Source organism: uncultured Tateyamaria sp. (assembly GCF_947504105.1).
Lineage (GTDB): Bacteria > Pseudomonadota > Alphaproteobacteria > Rhodobacterales > Rhodobacteraceae > Tateyamaria.
Genome location: NZ_CANNGP010000004.1, coordinates 67,836 through 80,304 on the forward strand (window position 1 = coordinate 67,836; position 12,469 = coordinate 80,304).

Sequence of the window (12,469 nt, forward strand, 5' to 3'; positions counted from 1 at the left end):
AAGTTGCCCTTGCGGCAGATTGGCACTCGCCTCGCGTGAACGAATCCTGTAGGGAATAGTTTAACGCTAAACTATTCCTTGTCAGGGAGGTCACCGCCATGGCCGCGCGCAAAGCCCAAACGAAACCAAACGTGTCAGCGGAGGAGCTGCAGGGCTACTACCGCGACATGTTGTTGATCCGCCGGTTCGAGGAAAAAGCCGGGCAGTTGTACGGCATGGGTCTGATCGGTGGGTTTTGCCACCTTTATATCGGGCAGGAAGCCGTGGTTGTCGGCTTAGAGGCTGCCGCTGAGGAAGGCGACAAACGTATCACGTCCTACCGCGATCACGGCCATATGCTGGCCTGTGGCATGGACCCCAACGGCGTGATGGCCGAGCTGACAGGTCGCGAGGGCGGCTACTCCAAGGGCAAGGGTGGCTCCATGCACATGTTCTCGAAAGAGAAGCATTTCTATGGGGGGCATGGCATCGTCGCCGCGCAGGTGCCGCTTGGTGCGGGCCTCGCTTTTGCTGACAAGTATAAGGAAAACGGGCGCGTCACCTTTACCTATTTCGGTGATGGTGCGGCCAACCAGGGCCAGGTCTACGAGGCCTATAACATGGCCGAGCTGTGGGACCTGCCGGTCGTCTTCGTCATCGAGAACAACCAGTACGCCATGGGCACTTCGACCAAGCGGTCGACGAAGTCGCCCAGCTATTGGGAACGTGGTGCGGCTTATGGCATCCCTGGCGAGGAAGTAGATGGCATGGATGTGTTGGCGGTGAAGGCCGCCGGTCAGAAGGCCGTTGCGCACTGCCGGGCTGGCAAGGGTCCGTATATCCTTGAGATCAAAACATATCGTTATCGCGGTCATTCGATGTCGGACCCGGCCAAGTACCGGACCCGTGAGGAAGTGCAAAAGATGCGCGATGAGCGGGATCCGATCGAGGCGGTGCGGTCCATGCTGTTGACCGGCAAGCACGCGACCGAAGATGACCTGAAGGCCATCGACAAAGAGATCAAGGAAATCGTGAACGCCTCTGCCGAGTTTGCGAAGGAAAGCCCGGAACCAGCGCTCGACGAGCTTTGGACCGATATTTACGCCTGAGGGGAGACAGACTTATGGCAATCGAAATTCTCATGCCCGCCCTGTCCCCCACGATGGAGGAAGGCACGCTGGCGAAATGGCTGGTGAAGGAGGGCGATACGGTATCGTCCGGTGACATCATGGCCGAGATCGAGACCGACAAGGCGACGATGGAGTTCGAAGCTGTCGATGAAGGGATCGTCGGAAAGATCCTGATCGCGGAAGGCACCGAAGGTGTGAAGGTGAACACGCCCATCGCCATTCTGATCGAGGAAGGTGAAGAGGTCGGCGACGTATCTGCCGCCCCTGCCCCGGCAGCCGAAGCCGCCCCCGCGGTTGAAGCACCTGTTCCTGCTGCCGCTGCGGCGCCTGCCGCACCTCAGGTCGACCTGACACCGGACTGGCCGGAAGGCACCGCGATGAAGGAGCAAACGGTCCGCGAAGCGTTGCGCGACGCCATGGCCGAAGAGATGCGGTCTGATGACACCGTGTTTCTGATGGGCGAGGAAGTGGCCGAGTACCAGGGCGCCTATAAGATATCGCAAGGATTGCTGGACGAATTCGGTGCAAAACGTGTGATCGACACGCCGATCACCGAACACGGCTTTGCCGGGATCGGTGTGGGTGCTGCGTTCGGTGGGTTGCGGCCAATCGTCGAGTTCATGACCTTCAACTTCGCGATGCAGGCGATTGACCAGATCATCAACTCAGCCGCCAAGACGCTGTATATGTCCGGCGGCCAGATGGGTGCACCCATGGTGTTCCGTGGTCCCAACGGGGCTGCCGCCCGCGTGGGTGCCCAGCACTCTCAGGACTACGCGGCGTGGTACATGCAGGTTCCGGGTCTGAAGGTGGTCATGCCCTATTCGGCCTCGGACGCCAAAGGTCTGATGAAAACGGCCATCCGCGACAACAACCCCGTCATCTTCCTGGAAAACGAGATCCTCTATGGCCGTACCTTCGATGTACCGGATATGGATGATTTCACCGTTCCCTTCGGCAAGGCCCGCATTTGGCGCGAGGGTGAAGACGTCACCATCGTGTCCTTCGGCATCGGGATGCAATACGCGCTAGAGGCTGCGGACAAGCTGGCTGCTGATGGCATCAATGCCGAGGTTATCGACCTGCGTACCCTGCGCCCGATGGACACGGGCACGATCATCAATTCGGTAATGAAAACAAATCGCTGTGTGACAGTTGAAGAGGGTTGGCCGCAAGGGTCTGTTGGCAACTACATCAGCTCGGTCATCATGCAGGAGGCGTTCGATTACCTTGACGCGCCGGTCATCAATTGCACGGGCAAAGATGTTCCAATGCCCTATGCCGCGAACCTCGAAAAGCACGCGCTGATCACCACGGACGAGGTGATCGAAGCCGTCAAGCAAGTCACCTACCGCTAAGGAGCCGCAGACATGCCGACAGAAATTCTCATGCCCGCACTGTCTCCGACCATGGAGGAAGGTACACTTGCGAAATGGCTGGTGAAAGAAGGGGATACCGTATCGTCTGGTGACCTGCTTGCAGAGATCGAGACCGACAAGGCAACCATGGAATTCGAAGCCGTGGACGAAGGTATTGTCGGCAAGATCCTGGTCGCGGAAGGTTCGGAAGGGGTGAAAGTCAACACCCCCATCGCCGTGTTGTTGGAAGACGGCGAAAGCGCTGATGATATTGGCGATGTTGGCGCATCGACGGCGGTACCTGAAGCAGCACCTGTTGAAGCTCCAGCCAGTGAACCGACAGCCGCCGCAGCAGCAACTTCTGCTCCATCTGCGCCGAAGTGCAGCGATGGAACACGCATTTTTGCATCCCCTCTCGCCCGCCGGATTGCCGCGCAGAAGGGGCTAGACCTCGGTGTGATCAAAGGGTCAGGGCCGCATGGCAGGATTGTAAAAGCAGATGTTGAAAAGGCAGAGGCCGCTCCAGCGCAGGCAGCCGCTACGATGGCAACAGCCGCTCCTGCCGCGGCGGCCCCTACCGGTCCGGGCAGCGACACTGTTGCGAAGATGTACGAGGGTCGCGAATACGAAGAGGTCAAACTCGACGGAATGCGGAGAACCATTGCTGCGCGGCTCACCGAAGCTAAGCAGACGGTCCCACATTTCTACCTCCGGCGCGATATCAAGCTGGATGCATTGCTCGAATTCCGCAGCACCCTGAATGGACAACTGTCCGAGCGCGGGGTGAAATTGTCAGTGAACGACTTCATCATCAAAGCCTGCGCACTGGCGCTGCAACAAGTGCCTGACGCGAACGCGGTTTGGGCAGGTGACAAAGTGCTCAAGCTCACGCCTTCCGATGTTGCCGTCGCAGTAGCAATTGAAGGCGGACTTTTTACACCCGTGTTGCAAGACGCACATCAGAAATCGCTGTCCGCACTTTCCGCGGAGATGAAGGATTTGGCCGGTCGCGCCCGTGATCGTAAACTCGCCCCGCATGAGTATCAGGGTGGTAGTTTCGCCATCTCGAACTTGGGTATGTTTGGGATCGACAACTTCGACGCGGTTATCAATCCCCCACACGGCGCGATACTTGCCGTTGGTGCCGGTGTGAAGAAACCAGTGGTCGGAGCAGATGGCGGGTTGGCAGTTGCGACCGTGATGTCGGTCACCCTGTCCGTGGATCATCGCGTAATTGACGGAGCTCTCGGCGCGAACCTGCTCCAAGCCATAGTAGACAATCTGGAAAACCCGTTGGCGATGCTTGCTTGATCAACACAAAAAGCCCCCTCGGTACAAACCAAGGGGGCTTCTGGGTGATGACCAAATCACTAGGATGGTGAGATAATCAGCGCGGAAAAAGCGCTTCTGACTGTCTCGACCATGGCAGTGCAGATCGCTTATTGATCCTTGCCCAACATGTGGTTCATTGAAACAGAAGGTTGGTCGCAACCCGCCTCACCCACAATGCGTGCCGGAATACCAGCGACCGTCTTGCAAGGTGGAACTTCTTCCAAGACAACAGATCCTGCTGCAATACGGCTGCAATTGCCAACACGGATATTGCCAAGCACTTTCGCCCCTGCACCGATCAGCACACCATCGCCAATCTTGGGATGGCGATCTTCTTCTTCTTTGCCCGTCCCGCCGAGTGTAACGGAATGCAGCATAGAGACATTGTTGCCGACAACCGCAGTTTCCCCAATGACGATGGAATGAGCATGATCAATCATGATCCCCTTGCCGATGCGAGCTGCCGGATGGATATCGACGCCAAAGATCTCAGACACCCGCATCTGGAAGAAATAGGCGAGGTCGGTATGCCCTTCCTGCCACAAGAAATGGCCCACGCGATATGCCTGCATCGCCTGATAACCCTTGAAGTAAAGAATGGGCTGTAAAAGCCGGTGGCACGCGGGATCGCGTTCATAGACAGCAACCAAGTCAGCCCGCGCCGACGCAACAAGCGCTGGCGATTTCTGATAGGCTTCTTCGACCATCTCGCGCACGACAACCATCGACATCTCATTCGACGCCAGCTTGGCCGCAATCCGATAAGACAAAGCCTTCTCAACCGATTTGTGATGTAGAATGCACGCATGCACAAACCCACCTATCAGCGGTTCATCCGAGACAGCTTGCCGTGCTTCTTCTGTAATTTGGTCCCAAACTGGATCCATTGAAGCAAGGTTTGTTCGCAGGTCAGCCATGAAGTGTCCTTTCAGCTTCTTCCTACCCTACTTAAGACCTTTTCTCCAAACGCAAACCCGTGATGTGTCCCATCGCGAAACTGGATCAGTTATCAATGCCGATATCCGTTTGTCACCCGCAGGGTTTTGCAACACGCTCAACTTCTAACTAATTGCGGCCAGCGCGAAGAATAGCATTCCTCTTGATCGGCAGATCACATCAATCCGACCAGAATGCAGATTTGAATGGTCCTGGCCCGAAGCGCGCCGAATTCTGGGCTACAGAGACCTCAAAATCTCCGAAAACACCGTCCGCTTGCAGCATGGCGTTGGTGTATGTCCACGATGGCGCTGGCACGATCGTCTCACGAATGACCTGACCAGACTGGCCGATGCGAACCGTATAGCTCTCGGTCTCCTCGGCCAGAGGCACATCAGGCAGTTCCCAATCATCACCATCCAGCCTAGTGCGGCGGATCCAATTGGCATCAACACCATCATCGCTACTGGACAGACGCAGATGAACTGGTGCGTAAGGTCGTAAACCATTCCCGTTGAAGGCATGAATTGCCTCCGTGTAAGAAGGATCGCCATAGCTCCGCTTCGACGGCCCGATCCGGAAAGTTTGTGAAATCCTACGCAGAGCTCGGAGCAGATTGATCTGTGACGGAACGCCATTCATATGCACAAACCACGATCCAACCGGCCATTCGTCAGGAATGTAAGCATCAGTTCCAGCTTGGCCACGTAACCTGTTCGATAGCAGGTATTGGTCAGGCCCAATCAAATCAGCGTCTTGAAACTGTATCAGTTCCCAATTGTCCGGTGACCCGTCCCCAACAGCAACAAGGTTGCCTCCGTTCAAAAGCGCGACGGCTGGAATGGATTGTAAGGTCCCATGGATCATTTTGACGTCAAGCGGTGCGCCACGATCCATCAGTCCGGACGGAGCATGCGACAAAGCAGAATTCAGAAACCCAATACTCGCACGCGCGGCGATCACCGTGTTTAGTACGAAATCAGAGTCTGAAGGCGACTGATACACCGCCACGCCGCCCGGCCAAGGTGACCCGGTCACAGCCAAATGTGGTGCGTGCTCGACTTCGTTCCCGGTCAACAATGGCAAATCCATGAACACCGATGTTAAAGGAACCGGGGGTATAAATTCGCGCACACCGGCCAGTTCATCTGAAAGCTCGGAAGGCGTATACACTTCCGGTTCAATCCGCACGGCTTCAAGCAACTGCATCTGCCCGTGCTCAACACGGTCAACGCGATACAGGCCAGCGCCTTCGGACTGATCGGCGGCCACTTCGATCACGTCACCGGCGCCAACTCCAATCAAAGATGGTGGCAGGGCAAGCTTTATCGCCTCTCGCGCAATCCGCGCCTCGGTCAACCAACGCTCCGCCACCTGCCGCCCCTCAGGACGGGTCAAAGCCATGGCAACTTCACTTGTAGAGACAGCATGCGTGGCATCATCAGCTAAAGTAGCTTCCTCTGACAAAACATCGAAGTTGCCGTCGGTCTGCACGAAACGAACGCGGACACGTCCAGCCAATTCGGCTTCTGACTCGCGTGACTGCTCCAAACGACCTCCAAGGTCGGAATGAATGGCAAGCGCCTCAGGCGGTAGCGTAACCGCACCTTTCCCAAAGCGGGATACGAACTTCAAAATGCCATCACGCTCGACCGCGTCAAACGCAAAGCGGAGCATCAGTGGCTGCAAGGCCCCCCGCGCGTCCGTGACATCGTCTACAACGAACCCACGCACGTACCCAAACAGTTCGGACGTATCATAGTGCTGCAACCCGGACCGCTTGCAGACTTCACCTACCACCGACGCAAGCGAACGGCCCGACGTCCGCCCATTAATCCAGTGCCCGCGCGGGTAATTTTCACCATCGGACCATGTGCGCAGTGCGTTCGGAAAGAATGGGTAAGGCCTGGCATCCCAGGCCCAGACAAAGGCGCGCGACATGTCGACCATGGGCGCTTCATACTGGGTCGAAATCGGATTATTCTCTGCATCACGCCAATAGGAATGCATCGCCCGAAGATATTGCTTCTGTATCAGGTCATCACGCGCGCCGTTCGAATATTTCGGCAAACTGCTCTCGGATGACTTTTGGTCTAGAAACTTGTTCGGTTGGTTTGTGCCCTTGTCGATGGCCGCACAGCCAAGTTCGGTAAACCAGATTGGCTTAGACTCAGGGACCCAAGACGTCGGCTGTGCCGAACGCACACCGTCGATACGTTCATGGTGCGCATGGCTCCACCAGTTTCGGATGTCCTTGTACCGATACACCCAAGGCTCGTAGTGCGCTCCATCAGTGATCGGCGTCCTGATCTGCACAATTTCCGCTTCCTGAGAACGGTAGTACCAGTCATAACCCTCGCCACCTTCAATATTCGCACGCAGGTAGTCGACATTGTAGATACTCCCCCATTCCGCGTCGAAATGATCTTCGCCATCGCGCCAATCGGAAAGAGGCATGTAATTGTCGATGCCGATAAAATCGATGTTTTCATCCGCCCACAGAGGATCCAGATGAAAGTATCGATCACCAGTACCGTCTTGCGGTTGGTAACCGAAATACTCAGTCCAGTCGGCAGCGTAGCTAATTTTGGTGTCTGGCCCCAGAATAATACGCACTTGCGCCGCCAGCTCTTTCAGCTTCTGGACAGCATAGAACTGGTTCGCGGTGCCACGAATTTGCGTCAAACCGCGCATCTCTGACCCAATACAGAACGCATCGACGCCACCCGCCCTACGGCACAGAGTAGCGTAGTGCAGAATGAACCGCGACAGCGTCCATTCCTGCGGACCGCTGTACTGGTAGTTCCCATTGGTATCGAAATGAGACGCCGTTACAGTGCCAAAGAACGCATCAACTTCGGCCTCAGCGTTGGCGGATCCATCCGGTGAACCATCAACGCCAGGCGCCAGCGACAAAGTGATCCGCCCCCGCCAGGGCAAATGAGGCTGCGCTTCGTCAGGTGCGTACGGGTTTGGAAGCTCATTGCCGTTCAGCTGATCCATAAGGATAAACGGATAGAACATCACTTTCTTGTCCGTTGCGTTCATGGCTTGAATGGCTTCGATCACGGACGCATCCGCGGGTGTACCCCCATAAATCGGACGGTCTTCGACCCGGTGCACTTCCGCTACTGAATGGCGCGACACGCCAGCCACCGACCAAGGCATGTTCTCGCCATCAATATCGCGGCGTTCCACCTTGGGCTGGACCCGACAGGATCCGCAGCGCAGGTCATTCCCGAACCACGAAACGATCAGTGAAGCGGCCTCACAGTTCGGCAATTCGTCATTTAGCGCATCAAGAGAAACGATTAAATCAGATTGACCGGCAGGCGTGTTGATGTTCGCACTCCACCGGCCCCTGTTGCGATCAACGTAGTTGACCGGCGTGGTCGCAAGCGCGTATTCACCAGTTCCGGGCATGAGTGCCACGGCTTTCACGGCCCGAGTGATTTCCTCATCAGCCCCCACTTCATCCGACTGTTCCGGACGCACAACCTCGAACGAAAACTGCGGAACCCGGTTGCCAAAACGGCCCAAGGCCAAGTTCTCGATCACGACATATGCTGTCCCGCGATAGGCTGGAACCAATCCTTGCCCCTCGGTGGCTTCCATCAGCGGGTCAGGAAGCTGATCCTGCGACCCGGTGTAGACACGCATATTCAGGTCATTGACCGAAACTTCTTCACCATCGGCCCAAACACGCCCGATGCGGGTGATTTCCCCTTCACAGACGGCAAGGGCAAGGCTCAGCGAATAACTATATTCACGGACTTCGGGTTGAGGTGTCGGCGCAGGACCGCCTTTGCCGCCACCGCCACCACCGCCCGTCACGGTCACCGTCTCCAAAAAGTCCGAAGACCAGATCACCTGCCCACCAAGACGCATGCGCCCATAAAGCTGAGAGATTGGCGCACCTTCGCCCGAATTTGACAGGCGAAACCTATCTACTTTGCCCTGTTCAACAACCTCAGATCCTTGGCCCATCACGCGTTGGTCAATCACCTTGCCCAAGGTCGCACCAATGGCACGTCCAATCGCAACGGATGACAGCCCCAGCGCAGAGCCACCAATCGAGCCACCAATAGCCGCCCCAGCGGCAGAAAGTACTACGGTCGCCATCAGTCGGCCTCCAAATGGGGGAATTGAAAACGGGCCACGATCCGTCGGGCCCATGGTTTACTGAGCGGGCTCTCGACAACGCCGTGGCCGCTATAGGCATGAATAAAACGGGGCGCGGCCCCCACCTCGGACTGAATGCCCAAATGCTTGGCCACCCCGCCCTCACGCATACGAAACAGGATCACATCGCCGCATTCCGGCTGTGTTGCAGTCTTTGGAACCAAGTGACGCATCGCCGCTGACCAAAGCAGCTCATGACCCTGCGGTTCGGACCAATCCATGCTGTACGCCGGTGGGCGTTCCGGTTCGCTACCGACGACGGCGCGCCAAACCCCACGGACAAGCCCAAGGCAATCAGTACCTGCGCCACGGGCAGCCATCTGGTGGATGTACGGCGTCCCTATCCAGGTCCGCGCCTCATCCACGATCAAAGAAGAAACCGATCTCATCGCAGACTGCCCCCACTGTTTGTGCCGCCAGATGTTGGATAAGCCATCATCCAGTCGTCGCTGGGCAAGTCAGGAAAGCCCTGAAAATTCAGCAAATTGGCAAACTTAAGGCGACAGGTCTCAAACCGCTTGTCACAACCTGCAGTCAAACGCACATGATCCTGTGAATTGACTTGGCCGCGCACAGCTTCCCAAAGCTCGATCCTGCGCACGCCATCTTCAAGGACATCGCGCTTGATCATGCCCCAAAGACCCGCTGCAGAACCGGATGTGACATCGAGCCGTCCGCGCATGAACCACTGTGGTTCAAAGTGACTCATATCGTCCCATTCAAAGACGCGGCCTTCAATCACACGGTCAGGCTGCCCGTCATACCGATATCCAGGCTGATCCAAATTGAAGCGGCACGCGCCATCCCCCAGAACGGCAGTGCATGGCTTTTGATAAATACGACCCAGTGGGCGGTTCAAAGCTTCGGTCAAGCCCCGCAGTTCGGCATGAAAAGCACCGCCAGAGCGCCGCAACTCACCGATCGAACCGCGAAACTGCAACCAACGGACGTCAGGATCAGCCCAATTGACCATCCACGCACGCACCTCGGCGTTGTCAAAACGTCCAGCTTCGATATCATCTTCGCGGACAGATGCGTCGGTCAATGCGCCCAGCGCTTCAGTGTTATCAACACTCAAACCGGTACTCTGCGCCAAAGCGGCTGCAGACAAACCAGTATCCGCACGAAACTCGATTCCGTCAAAAATCAGCGGCGTGTCATGGTCGGTAAACCCAAAAGTTTTACCGTCTGTGCGCAGAATGGCCCATGCTCGACACAACGTCGTAACGCCCTCGGCCGTATGCGCAAGAAACTCTTCGCTTTGCCCACTCATCAAACACGCACCTCAACGATGGGCACGTTTGGAACGGTACCAGCCTGAAAACTTGCAACGGATGTCTGGATCTGGTCAGTGTCAAAGCGCACCGGAACATCAAATTCAAAGCCAGCGGTGATTTCTTCATCTTCCTCAGGCGGATGTTGGAAGGTGACAAGACCCGTGCTCAACTCAACCTCGTAATCAACCCCTTCCTGCATCTCGTCACGACCAAGCCCAACACGTATGGTACCCGCAACAGGTTTGGAAATGGGCCGCGAATACACAAACTCCCCGGACCGATAGGTCTTGAGCAACGGAAACGTGGCTTGCGCCCCATCCCCTTTCGCAATGGTCTGATCAAGAAAGGTCGGGTCGGCGCTCGCTGCACCCGACTTGAAGTCAGCCCAGTCTTTCCAACGGAAACCGTACATCTGCCCCATGCGGGCTTCAAAAAAGGCGATCAGGGTCTCAACGTCATCCAGTGACCGCATCCCCAACCCCGCATCGTAGCGGCGACGCGAATGCGCCCAAGGTGTGTTGCGCTCCTCGAACCCGTTGGCGAGTGTTACAACCTCTGTCCGGCGCTCCGGTCCCCCGACCGAGCCAAAGCTCAAGGACGCGGGAAATCGAACCTCGTGAAAATTCATGGCCTTGGCTCCCCTTCAGTTCTTTAACGGTTGCGGTTCGCGCGGCTCAGCGCGCGGTTCATCTGTGCGGCGATCTGGTTCTGCGACCGTGCAAAACCCTGCACGTCTGGTGTGGTGATATTCATCACAACGGTCGGACCACTCTGGCCCCCACCCCCGCGCACACCCAGCTTGCCATCTGGACCACGGGCGAGTGGCATGATGGCCTCCGGCCCCGCTTCACCCATCACACCCATCCCGCCCCGCATGCCAAATGGCGTTGCCGAACTGACGACGCCACCCGACGCGAAGGGCATCACCCGGCCCTGGCTGAAGGGCGCACCATCCGCAAAGGGCAGGATATTTTCGAGCAATCCACCCGCACCCGAGGCCAGCAATCCACCGACATGATCCGTCACTGGTTTGATGGCCGCGTTATAGGTCGCGTTGATCATCGAGTTGGCCAAACCATCCAAGGCGTCCGACAGGCCCATCCCGTCAAAAACCAACCCGTCAAACGCCTTGCGCAACCCACGGGACAGGCCCTTCTCAAGCGTCGCCACGTCCTTGTTGGTCGCCGCCAGGCTCTCCCGCATACGGCGCAATTCGCTGTCGAACCCCGTGACCATGTCCGAGGTTGCGCTCAAAGTGGAACGCAACCCTTCGGCATTCTCGTCAAGGTTCTCGATCTCGTCTCGGTAATCAGTCATTCCGGATCCCCTTCCGACCGTTCATCCGGCCAGGCAGCCATCAACGCGTCCAGACCTTCGCTCAACAGCGGTGCGGCCTGTCCGGGTGTGCCCAGCATCATCTGCAATTCGGCAGGGGTCAGTGCCCAGAACGCCTCTGGCGTCAGACGCAGCCCCTGCATCCCGGCCCGCATCAGCGCGGGCCAGTCCAACGTCTTTGTCATGCCTCCGGCACCACAAAGGCGCGCGCGATCAACTCGGCCGCAGCACGTGCAGCCCCCATAGGTCCACCCGCAATGTCAGCGTGATCCAATTGGTCGGCATCAAAGGCGCAGCCGCACCCAGCCAAACCAGCCTTCAGCACAGCCAGCACGTCGGTACTGGAAAAGCGGCCCTGCTCGAACCGTTCCACCAAGGCGACCAAGGATGGCTCCGCCAATACCGCCTCAAGCCCCGCCAAAGCCCCAAGGGTCAGCCGCATCACCTGAGGCTGACCATCGATCACAAGCGTAACCTCTCCCCTCCACGGATTGGTCATCAGGCCACAAGCGCCGTAAAGGTCAGCGCACCCGCCGATGCCAAGGACACCTCGTACGTCGCCTCGCCATTGTGACTGCCGCTGTATTCAAGCGATGTCACCTGAAACGGCCCCTCGATGACGCCGAAGTCGGGAATGATCACCTGGAAGTCAGGGGTCTCGCCATCAAAGAAGATCTGGCGCGCGCGTTCGTCCGTACCCTCGTCCTTGAAGACACCTGCGCCGGTGATGTTGGCCGAGCGTACACCCGCACCCGCCAGCAGCTCACGCCACCCGCCCTGACTCTCGAGGCTGGTCACATCCACGCTCTCGGCGTTAAAGCTGACGCGCGTGGCCCGCAGACCCGCAATGGTTTCGAACTGCCCGTCCGAGGTCATGTCGACCTTCAGAAGCAGGTCCTTTCCGTTCTGAGCACCCATGGGTTTTCTCCGTTTGAAAATA

The 12,469-nt window shown here is 57.4% G+C and carries 12 protein-coding genes; 3 read left to right on the forward strand and 9 right to left on the reverse strand.

Annotated features, from left to right (window positions below; translation table 11 throughout):
* The first annotated feature begins 98 nt into the window (after positions 1–98).
* Genes pdhA through Q1A75_RS04050 form a run of 3 tightly spaced genes read left to right on the forward strand, consistent with a single transcriptional unit; the run spans position 99 to position 3,778 of the window.
* Positions 99–1,088, forward strand: coding sequence for a pyruvate dehydrogenase (acetyl-transferring) E1 component subunit alpha (pdhA, locus tag Q1A75_RS04040; RefSeq protein ID WP_299206593.1), 990 nt, complete (start codon positions 99–101; stop codon positions 1,086–1,088).
* A 14-nt stretch (positions 1,089–1,102) separates the two neighbouring features.
* Complete coding sequence (locus Q1A75_RS04045; RefSeq protein WP_299549285.1) at positions 1,103–2,467, forward strand: pyruvate dehydrogenase complex E1 component subunit beta; 1,365 nt, start codon at positions 1,103–1,105, stop codon at positions 2,465–2,467.
* A gap of 12 nt (positions 2,468–2,479) precedes the next feature.
* Positions 2,480–3,778 (forward strand): pyruvate dehydrogenase complex dihydrolipoamide acetyltransferase, encoded by a 1,299-nt coding sequence (locus tag Q1A75_RS04050; RefSeq protein ID WP_299549287.1) that lies wholly within the window; start codon positions 2,480–2,482, stop codon positions 3,776–3,778.
* Positions 3,779–3,906: 128 nt separating this feature from the next.
* Here Q1A75_RS04050 and cysE read toward each other — a convergent pair whose 3' ends face one another.
* The 9 genes from cysE to Q1A75_RS04095 all read right to left on the reverse strand — a co-directional run bounded on the left by cysE (position 3,907) and on the right by Q1A75_RS04095 (position 12,447).
* Entirely contained in the window at positions 3,907–4,716 is an 810-nt protein-coding gene (cysE, locus tag Q1A75_RS04055) for a serine O-acetyltransferase (RefSeq protein WP_299549290.1), read from the reverse strand.
* 199 nt (positions 4,717–4,915) lie between these two features.
* Positions 4,916–8,857: a glycoside hydrolase/phage tail family protein gene (locus Q1A75_RS04060; protein ID WP_299549294.1), complete on the reverse strand. Its 3,942-nt coding sequence runs from the start codon at positions 8,855–8,857 to the stop codon at positions 4,916–4,918.
* Complete coding sequence (locus Q1A75_RS04065) at positions 8,857–9,306, reverse strand: NlpC/P60 family protein (RefSeq protein ID WP_299549297.1); 450 nt, start codon at positions 9,304–9,306, stop codon at positions 8,857–8,859. Before Q1A75_RS04065 ends, Q1A75_RS04060 begins: the two co-directional genes overlap by 1 nt.
* A complete protein-coding gene (locus tag Q1A75_RS04070) occupies positions 9,303–10,190 on the reverse strand; it encodes a DUF2163 domain-containing protein (RefSeq protein ID WP_299549300.1) in 888 nt (295 codons plus the stop codon). Before Q1A75_RS04070 ends, Q1A75_RS04065 begins: the two co-directional genes overlap by 4 nt.
* The gene (locus tag Q1A75_RS04075) at positions 10,190–10,822 is read right to left on the reverse strand and encodes a DUF2460 domain-containing protein (RefSeq protein ID WP_299549303.1); all 633 of its coding nucleotides are present in this window, start codon (positions 10,820–10,822) and stop codon (positions 10,190–10,192) included. Before Q1A75_RS04075 ends, Q1A75_RS04070 begins: the two co-directional genes overlap by 1 nt.
* Positions 10,823–10,845: 23 nt before the next feature.
* Positions 10,846–11,511: a phage tail tape measure protein gene (locus Q1A75_RS04080; RefSeq protein ID WP_299549306.1), complete on the reverse strand. Its 666-nt coding sequence runs from the start codon at positions 11,509–11,511 to the stop codon at positions 10,846–10,848.
* Positions 11,508–11,714 carry a rcc01693 family protein gene (locus Q1A75_RS04085; RefSeq protein WP_299549309.1) on the reverse strand — a complete coding sequence of 69 codons (207 nt, stop codon included), beginning with the start codon at positions 11,712–11,714 and terminating at the stop codon, positions 11,508–11,510. Before Q1A75_RS04085 ends, Q1A75_RS04080 begins: the two co-directional genes overlap by 4 nt.
* Positions 11,711–12,028, reverse strand: coding sequence for a gene transfer agent family protein (locus Q1A75_RS04090; RefSeq protein WP_299549312.1), 318 nt, complete (start codon positions 12,026–12,028; stop codon positions 11,711–11,713). Before Q1A75_RS04090 ends, Q1A75_RS04085 begins: the two co-directional genes overlap by 4 nt.
* On the reverse strand, positions 12,028–12,447 hold the full coding sequence (locus tag Q1A75_RS04095; RefSeq protein ID WP_299549314.1) for a phage major tail protein, TP901-1 family: 420 nt from the start codon (positions 12,445–12,447) through the stop codon (positions 12,028–12,030). The genes Q1A75_RS04090 and Q1A75_RS04095 overlap by 1 nt, the downstream gene beginning before the upstream one ends.
* Positions 12,448–12,469 lie beyond the last annotated feature (22 nt).

Coding starts and splice junctions, on each gene's coding strand:
- pdhA (WP_299206593.1), top strand. CDS start 99: ATGGCCGCGCGCAAAGCCCAAACGAAACCAAACGTGTCAGCGGAGGAG.
- Q1A75_RS04065 (WP_299549297.1), bottom strand. CDS start 9,306: ATGAGATCGGTTTCTTCTTTGATCGTGGATGAGGCGCGGACCTGGATA.
- Q1A75_RS04045 (WP_299549285.1), top strand. CDS start 1,103: ATGGCAATCGAAATTCTCATGCCCGCCCTGTCCCCCACGATGGAGGAA.
- Q1A75_RS04075 (WP_299549303.1), bottom strand. CDS start 10,822: ATGAATTTTCACGAGGTTCGATTTCCCGCGTCCTTGAGCTTTGGCTCG.
- cysE (WP_299549290.1), bottom strand. CDS start 4,716: ATGGCTGACCTGCGAACAAACCTTGCTTCAATGGATCCAGTTTGGGAC.
- Q1A75_RS04050 (WP_299549287.1), top strand. CDS start 2,480: ATGCCGACAGAAATTCTCATGCCCGCACTGTCTCCGACCATGGAGGAA.
- Q1A75_RS04070 (WP_299549300.1), bottom strand. CDS start 10,190: ATGAGTGGGCAAAGCGAAGAGTTTCTTGCGCATACGGCCGAGGGCGTT.
- Q1A75_RS04090 (WP_299549312.1), bottom strand. CDS start 12,028: ATGACCAATCCGTGGAGGGGAGAGGTTACGCTTGTGATCGATGGTCAG.
- Q1A75_RS04085 (WP_299549309.1), bottom strand. CDS start 11,714: ATGACAAAGACGTTGGACTGGCCCGCGCTGATGCGGGCCGGGATGCAG.
- Q1A75_RS04060 (WP_299549294.1), bottom strand. CDS start 8,857: ATGGCGACCGTAGTACTTTCTGCCGCTGGGGCGGCTATTGGTGGCTCG.
- Q1A75_RS04080 (WP_299549306.1), bottom strand. CDS start 11,511: ATGACTGATTACCGAGACGAGATCGAGAACCTTGACGAGAATGCCGAA.
- Q1A75_RS04095 (WP_299549314.1), bottom strand. CDS start 12,447: ATGGGTGCTCAGAACGGAAAGGACCTGCTTCTGAAGGTCGACATGACC.